The 25,922-nt window shown below is 38.8% G+C and carries 20 protein-coding genes and 3 tRNA genes; 15 read left to right on the plus strand and 8 right to left on the minus strand.

All coding sequences use genetic code 11. The features are described 5' to 3' along the window. Positions 1–41 precede the first annotated feature (41 nt). Both BM361_RS00985 and BM361_RS00990 read left to right on the plus strand, forming a co-directional pair. Positions 42–929, plus strand: a complete 888-nt coding sequence (locus BM361_RS00985) for a mechanosensitive ion channel family protein (RefSeq protein ID WP_038268733.1) — start codon at positions 42–44, stop codon at positions 927–929. A 2-nt stretch (positions 930–931) separates the two neighbouring features. Beyond that, on the plus strand, positions 932–1,834 hold the full coding sequence (locus BM361_RS00990; RefSeq protein WP_074976338.1) for a carboxylesterase family protein: 903 nt from the start codon (positions 932–934) through the stop codon (positions 1,832–1,834). Here BM361_RS00990 and BM361_RS00995 read toward each other — a convergent pair. Next, the gene (locus BM361_RS00995) at positions 1,831–2,832 is read right to left on the minus strand and encodes an NAD(P)H-dependent glycerol-3-phosphate dehydrogenase (protein WP_074976340.1); all 1,002 of its coding nucleotides are present in this window, start codon (positions 2,830–2,832) and stop codon (positions 1,831–1,833) included. The two genes, BM361_RS00990 and BM361_RS00995, sit on opposite strands and share 4 nt — an antisense overlap. A gap of 129 nt (positions 2,833–2,961) precedes the next feature. Between BM361_RS00995 and BM361_RS01000 the strand changes: the two genes are divergently transcribed. Further along, positions 2,962–3,912 (plus strand): nicotinic acid mononucleotide adenyltransferase, encoded by a 951-nt coding sequence (locus BM361_RS01000; RefSeq protein WP_074976341.1) that lies wholly within the window; start codon positions 2,962–2,964, stop codon positions 3,910–3,912. Between the two features lie 199 nt (positions 3,913–4,111). On the opposite strand, the gene feoB is transcribed toward BM361_RS01000, so the two are convergent. The 3 genes from feoB to BM361_RS01015 all read right to left on the minus strand — a co-directional run bounded on the left by feoB (position 4,112) and on the right by BM361_RS01015 (position 7,266). Further along, positions 4,112–6,223 (minus strand): ferrous iron transport protein B, encoded by a 2,112-nt coding sequence (gene feoB / locus BM361_RS01005; protein ID WP_038268726.1) that lies wholly within the window; start codon positions 6,221–6,223, stop codon positions 4,112–4,114. Continuing rightward, positions 6,220–6,468, minus strand: a complete 249-nt coding sequence (locus BM361_RS01010) for a FeoA family protein (RefSeq protein WP_038268725.1) — start codon at positions 6,466–6,468, stop codon at positions 6,220–6,222. Before BM361_RS01010 ends, feoB begins: the two co-directional genes overlap by 4 nt. 123 nt (positions 6,469–6,591) lie before the next feature. Beyond that, the gene (locus BM361_RS01015; RefSeq protein WP_074976694.1) at positions 6,592–7,266 is read right to left on the minus strand and encodes an SCO family protein; all 675 of its coding nucleotides are present in this window, start codon (positions 7,264–7,266) and stop codon (positions 6,592–6,594) included. 164 nt (positions 7,267–7,430) lie between these two features. Here BM361_RS01015 and rseP point away from each other — a divergent pair, with 164 nt between their 5' ends. From rseP to BM361_RS01030, 3 genes are all read left to right on the plus strand, one after another. After that, on the plus strand, positions 7,431–8,756 hold the full coding sequence (rseP, locus tag BM361_RS01020) for an RIP metalloprotease RseP (RefSeq protein ID WP_074976343.1): 1,326 nt from the start codon (positions 7,431–7,433) through the stop codon (positions 8,754–8,756). Positions 8,757–8,918: 162 nt separating this feature from the next. Beyond that, on the plus strand, positions 8,919–9,827 hold the full coding sequence (locus tag BM361_RS01025) for a DUF4382 domain-containing protein (protein WP_074976345.1): 909 nt from the start codon (positions 8,919–8,921) through the stop codon (positions 9,825–9,827). 130 nt (positions 9,828–9,957) lie between these two features. Beyond that, a tRNA-Asn gene (locus BM361_RS01030) sits at positions 9,958–10,031 on the plus strand. A gap of 242 nt (positions 10,032–10,273) precedes the next feature. Here BM361_RS01030 and BM361_RS01035 read toward each other — a convergent pair. Next, positions 10,274–11,494: a glycoside hydrolase family protein gene (locus BM361_RS01035; RefSeq protein ID WP_074976346.1), complete on the minus strand. Its 1,221-nt coding sequence runs from the start codon at positions 11,492–11,494 to the stop codon at positions 10,274–10,276. A gap of 158 nt (positions 11,495–11,652) precedes the next feature. On the opposite strand from BM361_RS01035, the gene BM361_RS01040 reads away from it, so the two are divergent. The 4 genes from BM361_RS01040 to BM361_RS01055 all read left to right on the plus strand — a co-directional run bounded on the left by BM361_RS01040 (position 11,653) and on the right by BM361_RS01055 (position 14,719). Next, positions 11,653–12,960, plus strand: a complete 1,308-nt coding sequence (locus tag BM361_RS01040; RefSeq protein WP_074976348.1) for a cytochrome ubiquinol oxidase subunit I — start codon at positions 11,653–11,655, stop codon at positions 12,958–12,960. Then, positions 12,957–13,976, plus strand: a complete 1,020-nt coding sequence (locus tag BM361_RS01045) for a cytochrome d ubiquinol oxidase subunit II (protein ID WP_074976349.1) — start codon at positions 12,957–12,959, stop codon at positions 13,974–13,976. Before BM361_RS01040 ends, BM361_RS01045 begins: the two co-directional genes overlap by 4 nt. Before the next feature lie 92 nt (positions 13,977–14,068). Continuing rightward, a tRNA-Asn gene (locus BM361_RS01050) sits at positions 14,069–14,142 on the plus strand. A 505-nt stretch (positions 14,143–14,647) separates the two neighbouring features. Beyond that, positions 14,648–14,719: transfer RNA gene (locus tag BM361_RS01055), tRNA-Arg, on the plus strand. Between the two features lie 52 nt (positions 14,720–14,771). Here BM361_RS01055 and trxA read toward each other — a convergent pair. Next, positions 14,772–15,089 carry a thioredoxin gene (gene trxA, locus BM361_RS01060; protein WP_038268718.1) on the minus strand — a complete coding sequence of 106 codons (318 nt, stop codon included), beginning with the start codon at positions 15,087–15,089 and terminating at the stop codon, positions 14,772–14,774. Between the two features lie 165 nt (positions 15,090–15,254). Here trxA and BM361_RS01065 point away from each other — a divergent pair, with 165 nt between their 5' ends. Then, positions 15,255–15,665 carry an RlpA-like double-psi beta-barrel domain-containing protein gene (locus tag BM361_RS01065; RefSeq protein ID WP_074976351.1) on the plus strand — a complete coding sequence of 137 codons (411 nt, stop codon included), beginning with the start codon at positions 15,255–15,257 and terminating at the stop codon, positions 15,663–15,665. 6 nt (positions 15,666–15,671) lie between these two features. Here BM361_RS01065 and dnaE read toward each other — a convergent pair whose 3' ends face one another. Further along, positions 15,672–20,057 (minus strand): DNA polymerase III subunit alpha, encoded by a 4,386-nt coding sequence (gene dnaE / locus BM361_RS01070; protein WP_038268713.1) that lies wholly within the window; start codon positions 20,055–20,057, stop codon positions 15,672–15,674. Positions 20,058–20,391: 334 nt separating this feature from the next. Between dnaE and BM361_RS01075 the strand changes: the two genes are divergently transcribed. The 3 genes from BM361_RS01075 to BM361_RS01085 all read left to right on the plus strand — a co-directional run bounded on the left by BM361_RS01075 (position 20,392) and on the right by BM361_RS01085 (position 24,262). Beyond that, a complete protein-coding gene (locus tag BM361_RS01075) occupies positions 20,392–20,799 on the plus strand; it encodes a hypothetical protein (protein ID WP_074976353.1) in 408 nt (135 codons plus the stop codon). Positions 20,800–20,867: 68 nt separating this feature from the next. Beyond that, positions 20,868–23,714, plus strand: coding sequence for a TlpA family protein disulfide reductase (locus BM361_RS01080; protein WP_074976355.1), 2,847 nt, complete (start codon positions 20,868–20,870; stop codon positions 23,712–23,714). 116 nt (positions 23,715–23,830) lie between these two features. After that, positions 23,831–24,262 (plus strand): tellurite resistance TerB family protein, encoded by a 432-nt coding sequence (locus BM361_RS01085; RefSeq protein WP_038268710.1) that lies wholly within the window; start codon positions 23,831–23,833, stop codon positions 24,260–24,262. Between the two features lie 64 nt (positions 24,263–24,326). Here the strand turns inward: BM361_RS01085 and fbp are convergent, their stop codons facing one another. Next, positions 24,327–25,328: a class 1 fructose-bisphosphatase gene (gene fbp / locus BM361_RS01090; RefSeq protein ID WP_038268641.1), complete on the minus strand. Its 1,002-nt coding sequence runs from the start codon at positions 25,326–25,328 to the stop codon at positions 24,327–24,329. A gap of 113 nt (positions 25,329–25,441) precedes the next feature. Between fbp and BM361_RS01095 the strand changes: the two genes are divergently transcribed. Next, a complete protein-coding gene (locus tag BM361_RS01095; RefSeq protein WP_074976356.1) occupies positions 25,442–25,921 on the plus strand; it encodes a GNAT family N-acetyltransferase in 480 nt (159 codons plus the stop codon). Position 25,922 lies beyond the last annotated feature (1 nt).

The following is a 25,922-nucleotide window of genomic DNA, read 5'->3' on the forward strand; positions in this document are numbered from 1 at the left end:
GTTTCAACTTTTTTAGTAACTTACTGATGTAAAACAGCTTTATGAAGAAAGCCACCGAAACCATCTATAATTCACTTCAGGAATATTATCATCAGTTACTTGAGACGATTCCCCGAATTTTCATTGGGATTCTAATCATTATCATCGGGATTCTTACGGCAAAAATTATCTCTAACTTTTTCCGTAAAAGGATTCTAAAAAAAACGGATGATCCTTTGATGGCCCGTTTCCTTATCCAGGCTTTTAAAATCTCACTGATCTTAATTGCCTCGATGCTCGCTCTTGAGGCGGCCGGCTTGAGCAATATAGCGACCGGAATCCTTACCGCTGCGGGTGGCGCAGCTATTATATTGGGTTTTGCCTTCCAGGATATTGGGAAAAACTTCTTATCGGGAATTATCCTGGCTTTTAATCGTCCGTTTAATATCGACGATACCATTAAAATTGAAGAGATGTTCGGGAAGGTGAAGGCTTTACAATTCCGCTACACTCATATCAAGACTTTTGACGGCCGCGATATCTATATTCCCAATGCTGATGTATTGGTGAAGCCGGTGAGCAATTATACGGCGGATGGGTTTTTAAGAAATGAGTTTATTGTTGGTATTGGATATGAAGATGATATCGAACAGGCGAAAAAGATCATTCAAGGGGTTCTGGATAATAATAAACTTATTGTAAGCAGTGACTTACACACGAATTTTGTAGCAGAAGATGAATTGGCTCCGAGTACGGTAAATCTCAAGGTTTATTTCTGGAACACCACCCTGGATTACGGTGTATCGTCGTTGGTGTTAAGAGGTAAAATCATTCAGGAAGTTAAACAGAAGCTTGAAGAGGCAGACTTTAACCTGCCTGCAGATGTTAAAGAAATTAAACTATACAAAAATCAACCTGACATTCCATTAAAAGTTAAAAAAGATCTGTAATTATGCGAACAATTACCCTGGCTATTCTTGCCTTAAGTTTCTTTTCCTGCACAAAAACCACCTCTGAAGAACAGCTCCTCAGAGTTCCTTATACGAGTGAAATTGCCCATGAGGAACGGGACTTCTTTTTGTATTTACCGAAAGGCTATGATGCTAATCCAGATAAAGAGTGGCCTGTATTACTATTTCTACATGGTAATGGTGAGCGTGGCAACGGCAAGGACGAATTGGGTTTTACCATGATTCACGGTCCGCTGAACGAAGTATGGATACAGAAGCGGGACCTCCCATTTATCATCATTTCTCCCCAATTGCATATGTTTACTATGGGAGAGGTGAGTTATATTAAAAATCGTTCTAAGGAGTCCATACCTCAACGCCTTGCTGAGGGCACTCCAAAGCCTAATCAAGCAGCCAGGCCTGGTCAGCCCATGAACCCACTGCCAGCAATGCGATTCGACAGCATTACTTCAACGGTATTACCTGATGGTTGGGACCGTGTGGAGCATGACCTTATCGGCATGTTGGATCATGTTCAGGAAAACTACCGTACAGATAACAACCGTATTTATCTCAGTGGTTTAAGCTATGGAGGTTTTGGCACCTGGTTCCTGGCGAGTAATTATCCGGAACGATTTGCAGCGATAGCTCCTATTGTTGGCTGGGGACATCCGGACCTGATGCCATCAATAGCGAAGGAACAGCTGCCAGTTTGGTGTTTTGCGGGTGGTCGCGACCTTACAATTAAACCGGAGTACTTTTATGCAGGATTGAACGAACTGGAGGCGCTAGGTCATAAAGATGTTCGCTTTACCGTTCATGCTGATATGGGACATGATACCTGGAAAAGGGTTTATGCAGGTGAAGATATTTACAATTGGTTACTATCGCATTCGAATCCTTAATCGAGCTTGTCGGTAAGTTTACCGAATACTTTCTTAGGGTCTTTGCCTTCGTAAAGCACTTGATACACGGCATCAATTATCGGGGTTTTGGCTTTACTTTTAAGCTTTTCGGTAATCAGATGGGCACTTTTAGCGGCATAATATCCTTCTGCGACCATATTCATTTCCATCATTGCGCTTTTTACCGTATATCCTTTCCCTATCATATTACCGAACATGCGGTTTCTACTAAATACGGAATAACCTGTTACTAAAAGGTCTCCCAAATAGGCTGAGTTATTGATGTTTCGTTTCATTTTATGGATCTTTTTAATGAAACGTCTCATCTCACGGATGGAATTACTCATTAATACACTTTGAAAATTATCTCCATAACCAAGTCCGTGGGCTATCCCTGCGGCTATGGCATAGATATTCTTCAACATTGCGGCGTATTCGGTACCGATGATATCATCCGATATCTTTGTTTTGATATAATTACTACTAAGCTGCTCGGCCATGAACTTCGCTTTGTCTTCATCGGCACTGGCTACAGTTATGTAGGAGAGTCTTTCCAATGCGACTTCCTCAGCGTGACAAGGTCCTGTGATTACTCCGATATTCTCATAAGGAATATCATATACTTTATGAAAATGCTCGCCTACGATCAGTCCTGTCTCGGGAACAATCCCTTTAATGGCTGAAAAGATCACTTTATCTTTAATAGAAACTTTTAATTTCTCCAGTTCTTTATTCAGGAAGGCTGAAGGAACAACGAAGATAAGATAGTCAGCATAATCGGCAATCTCATTGATATCGTTGCTAAGCTTAAGTTGCTCGGTTCGGAATTCTACTGAACTTAAATAATTAGGATTGTGATTCTCTTTTAATAAATGTTCTTTAGCATAAACACTCCTCATGTACCACCCTACTTCGTCTAAATTTTCACATAGCATTTTAACGATTGCTGTGGCCCAGCTACCTCCTCCAATAACGGCGATTTTCTTAGAACTATCCATAAATTATGTCATAAACAGAGACCAAAAGTAACTAAAATTTACCCTACAACATTACGTGTTGATTATCAATAGATTAAGAATTATGGCATAATCGTTGATTTGGTTTAACAAATTTAAAAGATTAAGCTTATGAAAACGATAAAACTACTATTAACTTTTATACTTGTTGGAGGCTTATTTGGGGCTTGTACCGCTGATGTTTATATCGATGATCATACAGAAGAGGATTTCTCTTTAGAGAACCTATTGTATTCGCACGAACTTTGGTATGTTGATATTAATGAAACTGAAGGAAACGGAGAGGTTCCGTTCTTACAGGTGGCCTTTACCTTAACTTTTGATAACGGTACTCTTTTGGCAAATAACAACCTTGTTGGTTTTGGAAGTACGGGTGACGGATTCGGGATCAGCATAGGATATTATGACACCTATAACAGCACCCTTCAGATTGATCACGATCTTGATGGCGTTATGAATCTGGAGGTTATACAACACGGGTACGACAAGATCGAATTGTACCATAAGAATTCAAACACTTCATACTTTCTTAACGGTTATATGAAAAATGAATTTGATTACAATGCTGTGTTTTATGATAATATTGAATACTTTTTACAGGAATATGAAGCCTGGGAAAAAACATATACCAGTAACTATGGTGCTTTGAATGATTTCGATGATGAAAACTTTTTAAGTTTCATACCGGCATCAGACACGTCATTATTCCTTTCTTCGATTGATAAGCAAGGAACTGCAGTAAATAGCATTTATTGGGATTACGAAGGATTTTATGAGGTTTATGATGTTAGTGGCGACCGCTATTTAAAAACTTTAACATTGGATTATGATTTCCTGTACAATGATTATTTTGAATTGACCGTTATAGATGACAGAACAATAGAGCTATTCCATCCAAAATCGGGAACAGTTTATGAGTTTAAAGGAAGAGGTTTTGTACAATATTTGAAAGGAGAAGACTTAAAAGCCGACTCTTTAAGAAAGCGTTTTAAAATCAGTAATCCTGAAATGAACATTGAAAGGATGAGTAGTGTAAAAGATATAACTATTGAAGTTAATTAGTGATTTGGTTGGTTAATTGGTTGTGGAACCGCTCTTACAATTCTTTTGTGAGGGCGGTTTTCTTTTAGTGACAACCACAGTCATTTTTTCCGCAGGATTTGGCTGCCTGTTTTTTTGGCCAGAAGAATTTTTTTAACAGATATCCTAAAGCGATCGCCAGGGTTATATATACCAAAATAACTTGTAAGTCCATTTTTAATTATTTTAAAATCTGATACGCAATTAAAGCCACTACATAAGCCATCCCACTCATTATAAACAATTGTCCCATCGGCCATTTCCAGGAATTGGTTTCTCTTTTTACAATGGCCAGGGTACTCATACATTGCATGGCAAAGGCATAGAAAAGCAATAAGGACATCCCGGAGGCGAGGTTAAAAAGCTTTCCTCCTGTAAGGATATTCACCTCATCACGCATTCGTGATTTAATGGTTTGTTCATCATCATTCCCTACGCTATAAATAGTTGCCAATGTTCCGACAAACACTTCTCTGGCTGCAAAGGAACTAATAAGGGCAATCCCTATTTTCCAATCGTATCCTAAAGGTTGTATGGCCGGTTCAATAGCCTTCCCTAATATTCCAATATACGAATTTTGGAGCTTAAAACTTGCTATTTCTTTGTCCAATTCTACGTCAGAAACTGTCTGATCAACCGCTACTCCGGCATACTTTTCTTTTACGATCTCTTCGGCATTATTAAAATTATCATTTGGACCGTTTGAGGCGAGGAACCATAGTACAATGGAGATCGCCAAAATTATTTTACCGGCACCAAAAACAAAGCTTTTCGTTTTTTCTATAACAGTATACGCTACATTTTTAAAAAGCGGCATTTTATAGTTAGGCATTTCTACTACAAAAAATGATCTGCTTTTAATCTTCAGCATCTTATTCAGCACCCATGATGATGATACTGCCATCACGAATCCTAAAAGGTATAGCAGCATTAAGGTGAGTCCTTGCAGGTTCATTCCCAGAAATCGTTCGTTCGGGATGACCAGGGCAATGATTATAAGGTATACGGGTAATCGTGCTGAACAGGTTGTAAATGGCGTAACAAGAATGGTAATTAATCGTTCTTTCCAGTTTTCAATATTTCGGGTTGCCATTACAGCAGGAATTGCACAGGCAGTTCCTGAGATTAGTGGAACCACACTTTTACCGCTCAATCCAAATTTTCGCATGGATCGATCCATAAGGAAAACGACCCTGCTCATATAACCTGTTTCTTCTAAAATTGAAATGAAGAGGAATAAGAATGCTATTTGAGGTATGAAAATAACAATCCCTCCCAAGCCCGGAATAATCCCTTCAGAAATAAGATTGGTAAAGGCCCCTGACGGGAGACTTTCTTTCACCCATTCGCTAAAGGAAGCAAATGTTGCATCGATAAAATCCATTGGATAACTACTCCAGTCGTAAATCGCCTGGAAAATCACCAACAGAATCATAAAGAATATGACATACCCCCAGACCTTATGAGTTAACACTTTATCTAAAGATGCTCTGAAGCCTTTTGCTGCATTTACATCAAGCTTGTAGCCTTCCTTGAGCACGCCATTGATGAATTGGTAACGCAGTATGGTTTCTTTTTGCTGTAATCGTTTTAATTCTGATTTAGGCTTGGTAGAGAAACTGGAGGCATCTTTAACAAGATTACGATCCAGGTTTACAAAGTTCACATCCTGTGTAATTACCAGCCATAGTTTGTAAAGATCTTGATTAGGGAACGCATTCCTCAAACCTTCAAAGTACTCTACGTCAATAACTGAAGCATTCACACAAGGTTCAGAAGAAATGTTCTTATAGTCCAGGATCAACTCTTTAATCTGGTCGATTCCTTCTTTTTTCCTTGTACTGACTACAGCTATTTTTGTTTTTAATTTTTCTTCCAATAAAGGAACATCCAGAGAAATCCCTTTACTACGCATTCGATCAGCCATATTGATTACTAATATGGTCGGAATCTGAAGATCTTTTATCTGTGTAAAAAGGAGGAGGTTTCTTTTGAGATTTTCGACGTCGGTAACCACTACAGCTACATCCGGATAATCCTTATCCTTTTTATTCAACAACAATTCTATAACAACATTCTCGTCGAGTGAGGTAGCATTAAGGCTGTAAGTTCCGGGAAGATCTAATATATGCGCCTTAATTCCCCTGGGTAATTTGCAAATTCCTTCCTTTTTCTCAACAGTAATACCCGGGTAATTACCAACCTTTTGATTTAAACCTGTAAGTTGGTTAAATACTGACGTCTTCCCTGTATTTGGGTTTCCTATGAGCGCTACTTTAATCTGTTTGCTCATAATAGTACTTCGTTTTGATCGATGACATCGATAGTAATATGCATTGCAGTCTCCTTACGGATGGCCAAAAAAGAACCATTTATATTTAAGTAGAGTGGATCCCGAAAAGGAGCATGCTGAATAAGTTCCACCTCATTCCCAGGCAAACACCCCATTTCAAATAATTTAATCGGAATTTCATCCAGAGAAATATCTTTGATGATTCCTTTCTCACCTCTTTTTAGATCTGCAACGGTTAACGTCATCCTTATTTAGATTCATTTTAAGTAAGCAAAAGTAATATAAAAAAACAGGATGGCGAAACCTACATAACTAAAATTAACGTTAAAGCCTATGCGTTTAACAACTTATGGGGAATTTATTGAAATTTAATCGTGATACTCTTCTTTCAGCACTTTGAGATCGTGCATTAATTTCCGGATGCTTTCTTCATCGGTTCCATTATAGAACCCCCTGATGCGTCGTTCTTTATCGACGAGGATAAAGTTCTCGGTATGGATCATATCATATGGTCCCCCGTCGCCATCTGTTTTAACGGCCAGATAACTTTTTCGAGCCAGTTGGTAGATCTGTTTTTTATCTCCGGTAACCAGGTTCCACTTATCATCCTGCACTCCTTTCTTCCTGGCATAAGCCTTCAGAACAGGAACTGAATCGATTTGAGGGGTAACGGAATGTGATAACAACATCACCTCTTTATCGTTTAAGATCTCTTTTTGGATTTTAACCATATTATCGGTCATTATCGGACAGATACTCGGGCAGGTGGTAAAAAAGAAATCGGCTATATAGATCTTATTCTTGTAATGACTCTCCGTAATGGTATCACCATTTTGATTGATCAAATTAAAATCGGCGATGGTATGGTATTTCTTCACATATTGAACGGTACTATCAACCAGTTCAGCATTCACCATTGCGGGTTGAAACACCGGTAATCTTTCTTTTGGTTTTAAGGCATTGTAAAACAAAAAGATTATTATTGCGGACAGTATTGTAAGGACAATAAAGAAGTATTTATACTTTGCAAAGAATTGAAGCATCACCAAAAAGTTTCTTGATTGCAAAATTAAAGAATAAACCTTATTTGCATGCATCTCTGTGCTAAATGTATCATAAAATTATAAGGTTCAAGGTTATTCGTTTCCTATAATACATCTAAAACCTTACTTTTGTGCGATTTTGAATTTATATTTACTTAAGATATATGAGCCCTATTTTAGTTAAGACATTACAACTTTTATTAAGTTTATCTATATTAATCGTATTGCATGAGTTGGGACACTTCATCCCTGCTAAGCTCTTCAAAACCAGAGTTGAAAAATTCTTTTTATTCTTTGATGTTAAGTTTGCGCTTTTTAAAAAGAAGATTGGCGAAACTGTTTACGGTATCGGCTGGCTTCCATTAGGGGGTTATGTTAAGATATCGGGAATGATCGATGAAAGCATGGACAAAGACCAGATGGCTGGTCCGCCACAACCATGGGAATTCCGTTCTAAGCCGGCTTGGCAACGTCTTATCATTATGGTCGGTGGTGTTACGGTAAACCTGATCCTTGGATTTGTGATCTATATGATGATCCTTTTTGTATGGGGGCAGGAACAACTAAAACCTGAAGACATGCCTCATGGGTTTGCTGTGGTTGAAGAAATGGAACAATTCGGATTTAAGAATGGCGACAAAATTTTAAGCGTTAACGACAAAGAACTCGACAATGCACTTCGATTTAACAGTCACCTATTGGTTCGTGATGTATCGAATGTAAAGGTCGAGCATATTGATGGCACCCAGGAAACACTGCGTTTACCAGACACCATTGGGGATTATATCTTTAAGAAAGGATTAATGCCGGCGTTCCAATTGCGCACCAATCCGATCCTCGACACCATTATTGCTGATTCACAGGCTGAAAAAGCAGGACTTTTGAAAGGAGACAAAGTATTGGCTGTGGATGGTAAAAATGTGACGTTTTTTGATGAAATCGGAAGTCATCTAAAAGACAAACCTAACTATGACACTCAACTGGTTGTTGAACGCGGAAATCAAATCGATACCATTACGGCAACCACAGATGAGGATGGGAAACTTGGCATTTACAGTTTACAAGGAGGCATGGTTACGCCAAAAGAAAAAAAGTTTGGATTTGGTGAAGCCGTTTGGAAGGGGTTTGCCTATGGATATTGGACCTTACATGATTATGTGGTTCAGTTCAAATATATCTTTACCAAGGAAGGTGCTACTCAGGTTGGTGGTTTTGGAACCATTGCCAAAATGTTCCCTTCGGTTTGGGATTGGCAATCTTTCTGGATGTCAACAGCGCTAATTTCAATTATTCTGGCATTTATGAACATCCTGCCTATTCCTGCTTTGGATGGTGGACATGTCATGTTCTTGTTATACGAAATGATCACTGGTAGAAAGCCTAGCGATAAGTTTTTAGAATACGCACAAATGATTGGATTCTTCCTACTTATTGCATTATTGTTATTTGCCAATGGAAACGACATATACCGCTGGCTTTCTGAGCGATAGTATCAAACAACATTATAATTAAAAAAGGTGCATCGAATCGATGCACCTTTTTTTTATAAAAAAATCAAAAACACGGTAGGGTTACTCTTCCTGCAACTGTTACACTATAAAGGACACCCAAATCTGTCCGTAAACTAATTATTAATTTAAAACTCAAAAATTATGATTCTTAAAAGAATGTCATTGTTAGTATTGATGGTATCAACTGCTTTTTTAACCAGTTGTTCAGACAATAACGATCAAGCTAGCACGGGTACTATGGCCGTTCACATGACAGATGCTCCATTTCCATATGAAATGGTAGCCGAGGCAAACGTAACGATTACTAAAATTGAGGCAAGAAACACCTCAATTGAAGAAGGTACAGAAGAAGGCGCAGAAGAAGAAGGTATGGAAACCAGTTCTTCTCCTTTCGTGGTATTAATGGAGGAAGAGGTTACATTAAACCTGTTAGAACTTACTAATGGTGTTACAGAGACTCTTGCAAACGTTGAAATCCCTACCGGGACATACGATCTTGTACGTGTTTATATAAAAGAAGCAGGTGTAGTTTTAACTGACGGTACTCCTTATACTCTTAAGGTTCCCAGTGGTGCTTCATCAGGTTTAAAGATTTTCCTTGAGCCTGGGATTACTGTTTCGGGTGGTTTGACAAGTGATTTATTATTAGACTTTGACATAAGTCAGTCATTTGTTCCTGTTGGGGATGTTAATGCTGCAGAAGGTATTACAAGTTTCAACTTTAACCCGGTTATCAAAGCTTCTAATTTATCAACTGCCGGTACTTTAACAGGTGCAGTAACTACCATCGAGACTACAACTGAAGGTGATACTGTAACGGAGACAGCTGTTGGTCTTGAAGGCGCTACCATAACCATTTTGAATGGTGAAGAAATAGTTACTTCAGCTATAGCAGGAGCAGAAGGTGCTTATACTGTATTGGGATTAGATGCAGGCACATACACTGTAATGGTAGAAATTGATGGTTATACAGCACAGACAGTAGAAGGTGTAGAGGTTGTAGCTGCGAATCAAACAACTCAAAACTTTGAGCTTGTAGCTGCAGAATAAAAATTACTGTTTTGTGATTAAAAAATGAGGAGTGGGGTACTCCTCATTTTTTTATACAAAATTCCCAATATTTATTTGCAAGATTCAAACTAATACATATATTTGCATCCGCAAAATTGCAATAGCAAACTCCTCCTTAGCTCAGTTGGTTAGAGCATCTGACTGTTAATCAGAGGGTCCTTGGTTCGAGCCCAAGAGGGGGAGCAAAATAAACAGAAAGCCATCCATTTAGGGTGGCTTTTTTATTATACGCTATTTTCATAATACCTACTCACATCCTGTTTAATAAATCTAACTGTTAATCAGAGACCCGATAGCTATCGGGGTTGGTTCGAGCCCATTGCCTGTCCCGATTACCATCGGGAATGGGGAGCAGAAAACAGAAAGCCACCTTCTAAAGATGGCTTTTTTATAAAAATTATTATGTACTCTTACGAATGTATTCATCAATGTTTTGGACGTAGTGGAATGTGAACATTAAAAGAGGTTCCATCTTTTCTTTGATTGACATCGATCAATGCTCCTGCAGCAAATAAAGCCAGTGGATCGCCATTATCATCTGCCAGGATCTGAGGGCGTTCTAACCTATTCATTGGTAAGACATCGCCATTGACCAGCGTAACTTCCTTTCTCATAAAGAAAGGATTATTCGGTTTATTCCACACCACACCATCCTTAGATTGTAAAATGGCCAAACCTGGTTTTCCTTCCGTAATTCTTCCTGAAAAATCTTTCATAACTGCATAGAACACTTTTCTTTGTTTATGATACCATACATAAGGATCTTCGGCGGATGCAACTTTCCCGTCTTCCATTTTAATATTGAACATTATATCATCTATCGCCTTAAACGGTCCGGTTGGGGAATCAGACAAGGCTAAACCGTGCACACCCTTCCAATTAGGGTCGTAGATATTCCCTTTAAAATACATGAGATATTTACCATCCGAGGGCCTCTGAACAACAGACGGGTTCACTACGATCAAATTATCAGGTTTGGCTTCTGTACCTTCAGGTGAAGGATTCAATACGTTATTGGGCTTTACTCGTGTTCTTGGAGCAAGCAAGGGTGTGGAAGATCTATTGAAATTACCAGCCATCAGATTCTCAAAATTATCAAATTCAACAACACCAATCTTTTGATTCTGCTGCACCCGATTCCTTTTATTCAATTGTGCTGCTTTCGAATCTTCAGGCTGTTCACCTTCATCTCTGGAACCTATATAATATAAATAGTATTTGCCATTAAACTTTTTCAAATGTGGGTTATGCACCATTTGCGCATCCCAGGCTAAAGAATCTCCTTGTAATTCTCTTCCAGTCAGAACTACCTTTTGAAACTTAAAGTTTCGATCTGGCTGATCTGATACCGCATAGGCTATTTTAGAGTTTAACACCCAGGAATTTGAAAATTGGGGCACAGAGTCTCCACTCTCCCATGTACTATAAAGCATATGATATTTTCCATCATAACCTTTTACAACACTACCGCCCCAAACAAATCTATCTGGATCATTCAACACTGATGGTCCTTCAAGAATATCGCCTTTGATCACTGCGTCTACCGGCAATACCTCCAGTTCTAAATCGACAGCATTCTTTTTCGAGCAACTAATTAAGGTTAATACAAGTCCTAAACAGATGTACTTTACGGGGGATGAGATCATAAATAAATGTGTATTGATTGTTAATTATTCAGATGGTAAGATAAAAAATTTAAGTCCCATGAAACAAATGTTAAATACCTATTCTTTAACGACCTTATACTAGTTTGTGATAACAGCAATAGGTATATTTGTTAGGTACAACTACTTCATTATCTACTATGGAAAATCTTGATGCAGCGAGACTCCAAATGGCCTTCACTTTAGCTTTCCACATAATCTTTGCATGTATAGGTATGGTGATGCCTTTTTTTATGGTCGTTTCTCATTACAAATGGCTTAAAACACGTAACAAAATATATTTAACCCTCACCAAATCCTGGCAAAAAGGGGTTGCAATATTCTTCGTAACCGGTGCGGTTTCGGGCACTGCCCTTTCATTTGAATTAGGGTTGCTATGGCCTGAATTCATGAAGCATGCAGGTCCGATTATCGGAATGCCATTTTCCCTGGAAGGAGCAGCCTTCTTTGTTGAAGCGATTGCTTTAGGGTTCTACCTCTACGGCTGGAATAAATTAAACGAACGCTTTCATTGGATTACAGGCGTCATTATAGGCATTTCCGGAGTTGCCTCGGGAATCCTTGTCGTTTCCGCGAATGGTTGGATGAATGCCCCTTCGGGTTTTGATTATATCAATGGTGAATTCTTAAATATTGACCCTGTTGCTGCCTTTTTAAATCCTGCCTGGTTTACCCAGGCACTTCATATGATTCTCGCAGCCTTTACAGCCACCGGATTTGCCGTAGGAGGGGTTCACGCTTATCAGATCTATAAAAAACGTAATGTAGCACTTCATAAAAAGGCATTTAAAATTGCCGTAACCTTTGGTGCTATTGCTGCCATACTGCAACCCATTAGTGGAGACATCTCTGCCAAGGACATCGCCCAGAGACAACCGGTAAAACTAGCAGCTATGGAGGCTCATTATGACACCGAAAAAGGAGCTCCCTTATATATCGGAGGAATTGTCAATGAAGAAACCCAAGAGGTAAAGTATAAAATTGCCATCCCTAAAGCTTTATCCTTTTTATCGTTCGGCGACTTTGATGCGGAAGTTAAAGGCCTTAATGATTTCCCAAAAGATACGCATCCTCCGGTTGCGATCACACACTATGCATTTCAAACCATGGTAGGGCTTGGAACAATATTACTTATAGCTGGTATTATATTCTTATTGAGCTATAAAAAGAAACACTGGATGGATACAAAAAAGTACTGGTTACTCTTTATACTCTTAGCGCCTGCAGGTTTTATTGCTTTAGAGGCCGGATGGGTTGTTACCGAAGTAGGAAGGCAACCCTGGATCATCTACAATATTATGAAAACAAAGGATGCAGTAACTCCAATGCCGGGTATGATCTACAGTTTTTATATGTACCTTTTTCTTTATACTATTCTTGCGGTTGTTGTTACCTGGCTGATGCAGCGACAAATTAAAGTTTTAAACAAAACCTCTGTTGAGTTATGATCTATGTTGTTTTATTCTTTCTAGCCTTTTCTTTATTCCTCTATGTGTTACTGGGAGGCGCAGATTTTGGAGCGGGAATTGTAGAGTTATTTTCATCTAAAGAGAATCAACAAATCACCAAAAAGACCATTTACCGGGTCATGGGTCCTATCTGGGAAGCGAATCATATCTGGATCATCATTGTGATGGTTATCTTATGGGTTGCGTTCCCTGTATATTTTAACATCATCATGATCAGTTTACATATCCCACTAACCCTGATTCTTATCGGTATAACCCTGCGCGGGGTGTCTTTTATTTTCAGACACTATGATGCTGTCGTTGATGAATCTCAGAAAATCTACAACGGCTTATTTCGATTTTCGAGCGTTTTCACACCTTTGTTACTTGGAATGACCTTTGGAGGAGTAATTAGCGGCTCGATTATTTTACCAGAGCACCTTTCACAATATAATTTCGGTGAGGTTTATATTGCTTCATGGTTTAACGTGTTTTCGTTACTCACAGGAATATTTTTTTCGGCTTTATGCGCTTTTCTTTCAGCGACTTTATTAATCGGAGAAGCTGATGAAGCACACGAAAAAATTTACCGTAGAAAATCTGCTATTGCCACTATTGTAGTTGTTTTAAGTGGCAGTATCCTTATTATTTACGGATATGTTAACGACTTTGTTTTTATTAAAGATTTCATTCAAAATCCGTATAGCATTTCATTGATTGGCGCTTCGGCGCTGGTGTTAATTCCTCTTTGGATTCACATCAGAAAAGGTCATAAGATCTTGAGTCGTTTTTACGCCGGACTACAGGTTGTGATGATTATTGCTGCCGCTATGATCGCTCATTTCCCGTATGTATTAATTACAAAACAAGGAGAACTGAGCTTATTGGAAGGGGTCGCTCCGGATAGCGTTATCAGGGTATTAGGTGTTTCTTTAATCGTTGGGGGGCTGGTGATTCTCCCGGGATTATTTCATCTTCTGAAATCATTTAAGATGATAAAAGTATTGGAGCCTTAGGGCATTCAAAAAAATTGAAATTATGAATTAAAATTTCTGCCAAAAAGTTTGTGTGGGAAATATAAAAAAGCCTTATATTTGCAACCTCAAATTCCTCCTTAGCTCAGTTGGTTAGAGCATCTGACTGTTAATCAGAGGGTCCTTGGTTCGAGCCCAAGAGGGGGAGCAAAAAAACAGAAAGCCATCCATTTAGGGTGGCTTTTTTAGTTTGTGCTTTTTTCAAAATAAATGCGCATACCGGATCCTATTTTAATGGATGCCGCAATGAATGCGAAATGACACAAGAGCGACATGTTTTGGTTCTGACTCCACTTTGAATGGATTCGGTAATAAGTAGGGAATGACAAAGAAGTGCAGAATGAAAATCAGGGCATAAAACAATTTCCCCCTTTAGGGGTGCAGGGGGAAAGAAATTGTTTACGGCAACGTCATTGCGAGCCTTGCGCTAGCAAGTCGTGGCAATCTCACCAATAAGAGTTACTATCCTTCAAAAGATCGCCGCACTTCACTGTATTCCGATCGCGATGACGGGTTGGTTTCGACTTTCCCCTTTCCCCTTCAACAGATTCCGAAACAAGTGCGGAATGACATGGATACGGAATGACAAAGGGGTGGAATGACATTGGGGTAACATGTTTTTATTTTATATATTTTTGATTGGAAGTGGAAATGGCCCCATAGTTCAATGGATAGAATAGAAGTTTCCTAAACTTTAGATTCAGGTTCGATTCCTGGTGGGGCTACAAAAAAAAAGAGCCGGCGAAAGCCGGCTCTTAACCTATAAAATTTCAACAATTATACAGCTGCATCGATAGCATCAGTATAAGTCTTCTTAGGTGCTACACCTACTTGTCTGTTTACTACTTCTCCTCCTTTAAATACCAATACGGTAGGGATGTTACGTACTCCATATTTAGCAGCGAATTCTTGATTAGCATCAACATCTACCTTACCAATTACTGCTTTTCCTTCATACTCTCCACTAATTTCATCAATAATAGGAGCTACCATTCTACAAGGTCCACACCATGCAGCCCAAAAATCTACCAATACCGGTTTGTCACTTTTTAAAACTACTTCTTCGAAAGTAGCATCTGTTATTTCTAATGCCATTTTAAATGTTTTTTATAATTATAAATCTCACTTCGCAAATTTAGTCAAATATTTCACCAAAACTTACACCCTGATTATCAGTTTTGATTATTAGGCTATTACAATTGCTGATCAACTGATTTTTAGTATCTTTCGCATTACCCAAATCTCAACAAAAGTTTACCCATGAAAGCACTCGCTCTCTTCCTGGCATTAATACCCTTATCCTTTACTTATAATGGGGCCCAATATAAACAAAATGATTATATATGGATAAAATTGGAAGTAGAAATGTCTGCATACAACTCTGTGAAATCGCAAACTAACAGTAATCACCCAAGTATCGCTGCATGGGGTGACACTCTCAAACCGGGAATGAAAGCAGTTGCTATTTCCCGGGATCTAGTGAAAAAGGGCATTTCCCATAATACCCCAATAAAAATAGACGGCATGGATGGAGTTTACCTGGTAAAAGACAAAATGCACTCGCGTCACCGCAATAAAATGGATTTATACATGGGAACCGATGTTCAAAAAGCCATTGAATTTGGTCGACAACAAAAGACGATCTGGTACGGCGTACCTAAAAAGAAATAGTTGCTATCAATTAAGCTTGTAATTTACATTACTGCTCTTCAGGGCTCCTAACAACTCATTTGAAATATGCACTTTTTGCTTCCTGCTAGGCATGGTAAGCTTAATTTCCTCTTCCATATCGTAAATTATAAAATTCAATATATGATCGCCTGAATGCGATGATATTAATTCTTTTAAACTTACGATTTGCTCCTCTTTTAAGTCCGCAATATTCAATCGGATGGTTAACTTTTTTGCATAGGTATTCATTACATCCTGCAGGAGCATAAAGTTATTAAATTGAATTTTGGGATCTGACCTTCTTCCGGTATCCTTATTAATCCAGCCTTCACGAATAAAAGCCTTGATATAAACAAAAGAGTTTGGTATTAAAAAGTGTCTGAACTTAAGGTATTCTTCTCCAAAAATCTTAAACTCATAACTTTCATTATAGTCTTCCACCATGAAAATAGCCCATCCTTTTCCATTTTTTGAGACTCTGTGATCGACAGTTGATATCACTCCTCCAAGCGATATTTCGCGATTTACATATTTTTCTAATTCCGAGAGGATTGACAAATCTGCATTGCAAAACACTTCCATTTCGGTTGCAAAATCATCTAAAGGGTGTCCGGATATATAGATCCCGACCACTTCTCGTTCTCGCTTAAGCTTTTCCATGGTTCCCCATTCTTCACAAGGGGGCACCTCAGGTTCCGGAATTTGAACTTCGCTGGCTTCCCCAAACAAACTTACCTGGGAGGAATTTTCATTCTCCTGAAATTTAGCTCCATATTTTATGGTCTTTTCAAGGAATGTTATCCCATCTCCTTCTTCGTGGAAATATTGTGCTCTGTGCGTATCGCTAAATGAATCAAATCCGCCGGCAAAGGCCAGGTTTTCAAAGGCTTTCTTATTTGCTGCTCTGAGATCGATCCGTTTTGCCATATCAAAAACGGATTTATACCTGCCATCTTTTCTATTATCTACAATGGTTTGAACGGCACCTTTACCCACTCCTTTGATTGCCCCCATTCCAAAACGGATAGCGCCTTCATCATTTACCGTAAACTTATAAAACGACTCGTTAACATCGGGTCCGAGTACATTAATTCCCATACGCTTGCACTCCTCCAGGAAAAAGGTTACCTGTTTGATATCGTTCATATTGTTCGATAGTACGGCCGCCATATATTCTGCCGGGTAATTCGCCTTTAAATAAGCTGTTTGATATCCAATCCAGGCATAACAGGTAGAGTGTGATTTATTGAAGGCATAACTAGCAAAGGCTTCCCAGTCTTTCCATACCTTCTCCAATACTTCCCGGGCATGCCCTTTCGCTTCTCCTCCATCCAGAAACTTGGGTTTCAATTGTTCCAGCAGGGCAAATATTTTTTTACCCATTGCTTTACGAAGCATATCCGCTTCACCCTTTGTAAATCCTGCCAGCTTTTGTGACAACAACATCACCTGCTCCTGGTAAACGGTAATACCATAGGTTTCTTTAAGGTATTCCTCCATGGCTTCGAGGTCATAAACAATTTCCTCATCGCCATGTTTTCTGCGGATAAAGCTCGGGATATATTCTAATGGACCTGGTCGGTACAAGGCATTCATCGCAATCAAATCGGCAAAAACGGTTGGTTTAAGCTCTTTCATATATTTCTGCATCCCGGCAGATTCATACTGGAACACCCCGACTGTTTCACCTCGTTGGAAAAGCTCATAGGTCTTTTCATCATCTAACGGAAATTCATCAGGCACGAGGTCGATGTTGTGCTTGTATTTAACGAGCTTTACGGTATCCTTGATCAGGGTCAAAGTCTTCAACCCTAAAAAGTCCATTTTCAGCAGACCTGCATTTTCCACCACGGAGTTATCGAACTGTGTCACCCACAGATCAGAATCTTTGGCCACAGAGACAGGTACAAACTTGGTAATATCATCCGGAGTAATAATCACACCACAGGCATGAATCCCCGTATTTCTGAGTGAACCTTCAAGGATACGTGCCTGATTAATAGTTTGTGCATCCAGATCTTCACCCTCTGCTATATTTTTAAGTTCATTGACTTTCAGCAGTTCTTCTGAACGTAATTTTTCTTTGAGCTTAGCTTCATCGAGTCCAAATATCTTACCTAAGGTGGTATTCGGAATAAGTTTAGCAATGCGATCGGCATCCTGGAGGGGTAAATCCAACACTCTGGCTGTATCACGAATAGATGACTTAGCGGCCATGGTACCATAGGTGATAATCTGAGCCACCTGATTGGCTCCATATTTATCGATCACATAATCCATTACCAGACTTCGCCCTTCATCATCAAAATCGATATCAATATCGGGCATACTCACACGGTCAGGGTTCAGGAACCGCTCAAATAGCAAGTCGTAAGCAATTGGATCCATATTGGTAATCCCAAGGCAGTAAGCCACAGCAGACCCTGCTGCTGATCCACGACCTGGACCTACCGATACTCCCATTTCTCTGGCTGCAGCAATAAAATCCTGTACGATCAGGAAGTATCCGGGATAACCGGTTTTTTCAATTACCTGAAGCTCAAAATCAAGACGTTCCCTTATATCATCTGTAATTTCCTCATACCGCTCTTCGGCTCCCTGATAGGTTAAATGGCGAAGGAACTTATTCTCTCCTCTTTTACCTCCATCTTGCTCATCTTCTTCAAACTGGAATTCTTCAGGAATCTCAAACTTTGGAAGAAGCACATCACGAGCTAATTCAAAAGGCTCTACTTTATCTACTATCTCGTTGGTATTAATAATGGCCTCCGGAAGATCTTTAAAAAGTTCTTTCATTTCGTCGGAACCTTTAAAATAATACTCCTCGTTCGGTAATCCATATCGATAGCCTCTACCACGTCCTATCGGTGTCGATTTCTTCTCACCGTCCTTAACACACAATAGAATATCATGTGCATTAGCACCTTCTTTATCGATATAATAGGTGTTATTGGTAGCTACAAGCTTTACATTGTGTTTTTTGGAAAACTGGATCAACACTTCATTCACACGGTCTTCTTCTTCTTGCCCGTGTCGCATTAATTCTATGTAAAGATCTTCTCCGAACTGCTCTTTCCACCATACAAGTGCTTCTTCTGCCTGGTTTTCACCTACATTCAGGACCTTACTTGGCACTTCTCCATATAAGTTACCCGTAAGCACCATAATATCTTCCTTGTATTGTTCGATAATTTTCTTATCGATACGAGGCACATAATAAAAACCATATGTAAAACCGATAGAGGACATTTTAGCGAGATTGTGATAGCCATTTTTATTTTTGGCCAGCATCACTATCTGATATCCGTTATCTTTTCTGGACTTGTCGGTATGATCCTCACAGACATTAAAAACACACCCCACAATTGGCTTTACTATAGTCTCGGTAGGAGTTTCGCCATTGGCAATAGCCTCTTCATTCTTTGCTTTAGCGGCTTTGTTATGGTTACCAACATCACGAACAAAGTGAAAGGCTCCCATCATATTCCCTATATCGGTTAGTGCCACTGCCGGCATTTTAAATTTGGCAGCTGCCTGAACAAGACCTGGAATTTTAGACGTAGCCTGGAGTACTGAAAACTGTGTATGGTTATGCAGGTGCGAAAAGGACACTTCTGCTAATTCCGCAATATTCTGCTGTATTTCTTCTTTCGACAGCTGTTCTTGCGGCTCCTCTTTTTTGAGTCTTTGGCGAATCTTATCTGATTCCGCTTTCAGGTTAATATGCTTTAACCCAATAAGTGGAATAGTTTGAGGGTTTACCTCTGAGAAACGATTGAAATAATCGGCAGGAACATCCAATTCTTCGGTGGTAAAACCATCTCCTCTTCGAATCAATTCAAAGAAGCAACGGGTTGTAGCTTCCACATCGGCGGTTGCATTGTGGGCTTCAGCAAATGGTTCGCCGAACAAAAACTCATGAAGTTCCGTTAAGGTTGGTAGTTTGAATTTACCTCCTCGTCCCCCGGGAATTTTACAGAGTTCGGCGGTTACTTCAGTACAGGTATCCAACACCGGTAATTCAGTCATATTGGTTTCCACACCAAAACGGTAGAATTCCGCTCCCATGATATTCACATCAAAGCCTACATTCTGACCTACTACAAACTTGGTCTTGCTTAATGCTTCATTGAATTTCTCGAGTACCTCTTGCAGGGGTATCCCTTGTTCTTGTGCCAGTTCGGTAGAAATACCATGTACTTTTTCAGCATCGAAGGGGATATTGAATCCATCCGGCTGAATTAAATAATCCTGATGTTCAATTACATTTCCCATCTCGTCGTGCAACTGCCATGCAATCTGAATTGCTCTTGGCCAGTTGTCTACATCCGAAATCGGAGCATCCCATCGTTTAGGTAAACCGGTGGTTTCTGTATCGAAGATTAAGTACATAGAGGTTTCTTGTTTAAGGTTATCCCGCTTGCATTTTCACACATCACTTTGCCTTACTCAACTGTAATTCAAACAGTTCTGAATCAAGGCGGCATGAGGTAAAATTAAGCATAATTTAGGGTTCTGTAAAACGGAGTTTTCAGGAGTTATTAACGAAGTTAAACAACTAATACCCCATGTAAGACATTGCCAGCTTCTGTAAAAGAATTTTACATCCAAAAATTCATAAGTCAATATAATTTAACATTAATCTTATAAAACTGGTACGTTTTATGATGCACCGTATAGTAAATAATTTATTTTAGCTTTCATTCATCAATCGTAAAAACACGTTATGAAAACTTTTTCATTCCTTATTACCTTAATTTTATTGACTTCTTGTCAATCCAATGAGCAAACCAACAAGGAAGATGTTCCATCGGTAAACCCATCGGAGTTAATCGGTTCCTGGGCTACAACGAACCTTAATCCAGATAACATATCCTTAAAAGGATTTGAACTCAAAGAAGATTATACGGCAACCATTCACGTGCTAGATTCGAGAAATCGCACCAACACATACAAAGGAAAGTGGGTACTTACTAAAGAACTGAAGGTGAACGAGATGCTAAATCTTAAGACATTTTTATCCCTGGAATTTCAAGAAAGTAAAAACAAAAGAAAAACATTCTTATTTAAGGAGGATCGAGAGGATGGAGACCTCATTTTATCAATTAGAGGAGTTGATTATAAACATATCTAACTAGCATTCAATTAGAACCACTCATCCGGAATATATATAAATATTCTATGAATTAGTATTACCATCTTATGAAAACACCATTATTAAAATTAGCCACCATTAACTTATTTCTCTTTTTATCCTTTATAACTCCAGTAAACGGTCAAGAAAAAGCCACTTCCGTGTTACCCGATCATGTCTTTGGCGAATGGCATCATACAGGGAACAACCATCGCTTTGACGGCTTTCTGATCCACCCCGGTTTTATAGAATCGGAATATAAAGCATTCATGTATACTACTATTGAAAATCCTGAAAAGGACCACTATCAAATTTCCGGTAAGGACATCAACAATAATACGATCACTGTTCAATTACATATCCGATCCAGGGATACCATAGAAATAAAAAAAGAAAACAACACTATTAACACCTATATTAAAGCTAAAACTCCCAAGGGAGGTACCTATATATCGAAAGCCGAAATACCGGACATGATTAAAGGTGAATGGTATACCACGGATCTAAAAAATCATTTGGAATTCAACATAACTTCAGATCAACTAAAATTCAAAGACAAAACATACAGCATTGAAGAAGCTGTCCTTTTAGATTCAGGTGATAAGGCGCAATACAGGTTTGTAGCTAAAAACAAGGACGAATATTGGCTCTTTTATTTAAAAAACTGGTCGGATGGGTTTTTACAAATTGGTTTCAACGGGAAGTATGGCGACCTCTATAAAGCAAAAAAAGAATATCCTAACGAGCGCATTGATGATCTGGATGCCTTTATATCTTCTACATTTCCAAAGACACTCAGAGGCAATTGGCTAAAGACAGATGGAAGCAATTTATGGTCACACAGTTTCTACTACAATCATGCTATAATTGATAAAGCTAAATGGGACTATAAATCGGTTAAGAAAAAAGGAAAATGGTTTGTTATCACTTTCCAAAATAATGGCGCTGAGAAAATGGTTTATGCCAAAGTAAATAAAGATCATACGGTTTCATTCGGCCCTTCCAAAAAAGAATTAACCATTTGCAGTTTGACAAAAACCAACGACGGAGGTTACAAACCACCCCACGATCTCCCTTATACAGAAGAGAACTTATTCACTATAGATTCAGCTACTTACTCGGGCATTATCAAGGGATACAACAATAAAACAGACAAAAAAACCGGGATAATTTATGTCAACAATGTTTTTACCGGAAATCAGGAACCGTTCCTGGTAAAAATTAAAGATGACGGGAGTTTTACCATTAAATTTCCTCTTTACTATCCTCAGGAAATCTATGTACGATTCCCGGAACACTCTTCAAGTATTCGTGTGGCCCCTGGAAAAGAAACCTGGCAACTTATCAATTCAAACAAGGAGGACGAAGGCTTTTTTGCCGGTGATTGCGCTCAACTCAACACCGATTTATCCAGCCTGCACAAGCTAAGACAGGGCAACAGACAGTATTACCAATTGGTTGAAAATATTCAGAATTACACGCCGGATATTTATAAGGAAAAATGTATTGCTATTTATCAATCGCAAGCTGAAATGTTGGACAGTATATTGGATGAACGCTTTATAAGTAATAAAGCAAAACAAGTAGCACGCTTAAATCTTTCCTACGGACTCTATGAAAACATCTTGAGTTACGACATGTACAGAAGGGATAAAAACGCACCGAAAATAGATAGCACGTACCTCGACTTTTTAAATCCTGAAATCTACAATAATAAACTTGCTGCCGTAGCCGGTAGCTATTCCAGCTTTTTAAACCGCATACGATTCTCGAATGGAATAAGAGGCGGAAAAAGAATAATGATCCAACACCCGGAAATTATAGAACTTGCTGCCATATTAAAAAACAAGGGGATTGAACTCACTGAAGATGAAAAGGAGTTATTAGAATTGGAAAAAGCTTATAAAAAAGAGAATGCGATCGCATTAAAAAAGCGAGAAGATTTTAATCAGTCTAATGAAGAAATCCTAAAAAAGTATCGCAACAAACTAACTGCCTTAATTCAAAAAACACCTAAAGATAAACATGAAGATCTATTCAAGAGCCTAAAAACAGACAGCTATTTAATCTATGCTAAAGAAGCTGGCGTCACATTTTCAGAAGAAGAAATTGCTATACAAAAAGCATCCAGGAATTTATTAAACCAGGAAGAGCAACGTAAACTGACGCAATATCATCAAGATGAACAACTAAACAAAGGCAAAGAAGCGTTTTACAACAAATACCAAGAACACCGGAGGGCATATGCAATGGACCTTCTCAAACAAGAATACATAAAACAATTCCACAACTTCTTCAAGGATAAAAGCACCTGGATGGAAGATCTGTTGACCATGCAGACCATATCTGGTCCGATAAACGAAGAGTTGACGCCAATTTCTGATATATCCTTACAGAATTACTCAGGGAAAATTCACGATCCCTATTTAAAGAAATATCTAAGCTATGAAAACGAGCGCACCAAGGTTAAAATAGCAGCCAACCAAAACAATCAAGGCTATACAGTTCATGACACTCCGACTACCGAAGCCGATAAAATTTTTGAAGCCATTATATCTAAATACCAAGGAAAAGTGGTCTATGTTGACTTTTGGGCAACCTGGTGTGCACCCTGCAGATCAGGCATTAAGCGTATAAAACCACTAAAGGAAGAGTTAAAAGACAAGGACATTGCCTTTGTCTACATCACGAACCACACTTCACCGAAAACCACTTGGAATAATATGATTCCGGAGATTAAAGGGGAGCATTATCGGGTATCTGAGGATGAATGGAATTATCTGGCAGCCAAATTTAATATTTCGGGTATCCCGCATTATACACTGGTAGACAAACAAGGAACGGTTGTGAAAACTAAAATCAGTTTAGGTCAATCCAATGACGCTTTAAAGGCGCTATTTGAAAAGCATCTGTAAGATTATGAATAGATTCGTTTTAATCAATATCGCCGACCGATAAATTTTATTGAAACGGATATTTCAAATCCCTAAAGGTTTGATTATATTTGTCGAACCAAAATTTTATAAAAAAAATGTCGATTTCAGATTTATATTCAAGCGGTTTTAGAGAGCGTAACCGCGATCATTTTGCCTCGATAGTTCGCGTAGCTATGACTGACGGAACTATTAATGAGGAAGAAAGAGCTTTTTTAGATCGTTTAGCGAGCAACCTAGACATTTCTGAAGAAGATTTTAATGCAGTTTTAGAAAACCCTACTGCATACCAAATTAATCCTCCGGTTTTATACGATGCTCGTTTAGAACGTTTATATGATATCGGACGTATGGTATATGTGGATCATATTGCTGATGATGATGAAATGAGAATTATGATTCGTTTAGCCATTGGATTAGGTTTTACTGCTGCTAATGCTGAGTTTATCGTAAAGAAAGCGATGTATTTATTAAATCTTGGTGTTGACCTTGAGACTTTCAAGGAAGAGATCAAGCACATGAACAGATAATTCATTCATATATAGATAAAAAAAGCGGCTTTAATTAAAGCCGCTTTTTTTATTCTATAATTTTTTAGCGTTGCATAAATGCTTCTGCCTTTTCTACCATTCTTTTACTTCCGCAGAAAAATGGGACGCGCTGATGAAGTTCTGTAGGCTCTATATCCAATATACGTCGAAATCCATCACTAGCCTTTGCATTGGCTTGTTCAGCCAGAAAGGCCATCGGATTACACTCGTAAAGCAACCTGAGTTTTCCATCGGTAGCTTTCGAGCTTTTAGGGTAGATGAAAATCCCACCTTTTATCATATTTCTATGAAAATCGGAAACAAGAGACCCTATATACCTAGAGGTGTAAGGACGGTCTTCTTCCTCTGCCTGGCAATATTTAATATAATCTTTTACTCCCTGTGGAAAATGCACATAATTCCCTTCATTGATAGAATATATCCTTCCATTTTCAGGGTAGGTCATGTTGGGATGTGACAGGTAAAAGGTTCCGATTGCAGGGTTCAATGTAAATCCGTTTACCCCGTGGCCTGTAGTATATACCAACATGGTAGAAGTTCCGTAGATCACATAACCTGCAGCTACCTGGTTCTTACCGGGTTGTAAAAAATCCTCCTCTGTAACAGGGGTTCCTACAGGGGTAACCCTCCTGTATATGGAAAAGATTGTTCCGACAGATACATTTACGTCAATATTACTGGAACCGTCGAGTGGATCGATCAACACCACGTATTTATTCTGGTGGTTTTTATCGGAACTATTGATACTGATAAAGGTATCTTCTTCCTCTGATGCAATACCACAAACGATCTCCCTGTTGGTTAAGGTTCGGATAAAAGCATCATTTGCCAGGACGTCTAATTTTTGTTGTTGCTCTCCCTGTACATTGGTTTCTCCTGCTGTACCTAAAATATCAACCAATCCTGCCTTATTAACTTCATGATTTACTACTTTAGCAGCCAGTCGAATAGCATTAATTAATTTGGAAAGTTCGCCAGAAGAATATTTAAATTCAGCTTGTTTCTCGATGATAAATTCACCGAGCGTCTGGTTTTGTTTAGCCATGTTTAATATAGTTGTGTTTTGAACAACAAATATCGATATTTTTGTGAAACTACAACGTTTTCGCTAAAATCAATTTGTGTATTATTTAACTATTTGTGAATTTTGTAACAGTTATGGATTATACAATAAGACAAGCACATAAAGAGGACATGTGTTCCGTTCGGGAACTGATACAGGAATTGGCAGATTTTGAAAAGGAGCCCAATGCTGTTGAGGTGACTGTAGAAGATCTGATCGAAGATGGTTTTGGTGCCCATCCGGCATTTCATTGTTTCGTGGCGGAAGTTAACGGCAAAATTGTTGGCATGGCTTTGGTCTACCAGCGCTATTCAACATGGAAAGGTAAAACCGTTCATTTGGAAGATCTCATTGTAAGCGAAAAAATGAGAGGAACCGGGTTAGGGTCTGCTCTTTTTACCGAAGTGATTAAATACGGACATCAAAAAGGTGTTAAGCGTATTGAATGGGCTGTACTGGACTGGAATGAACCTGCCATTACATTTTACGAAAAGAATGGTGCCGATGTGATGAGAGATTGGGATACCGTTCAAATGAACGAACAAGCGATTAAAAACTTTATTGAACAGCATTAAA

The sequence above is a fragment of the Zhouia amylolytica genome (assembly GCF_900116365.1).
In the GTDB taxonomy this organism is placed as follows: domain Bacteria; phylum Bacteroidota; class Bacteroidia; order Flavobacteriales; family Flavobacteriaceae; genus Zhouia; species Zhouia amylolytica.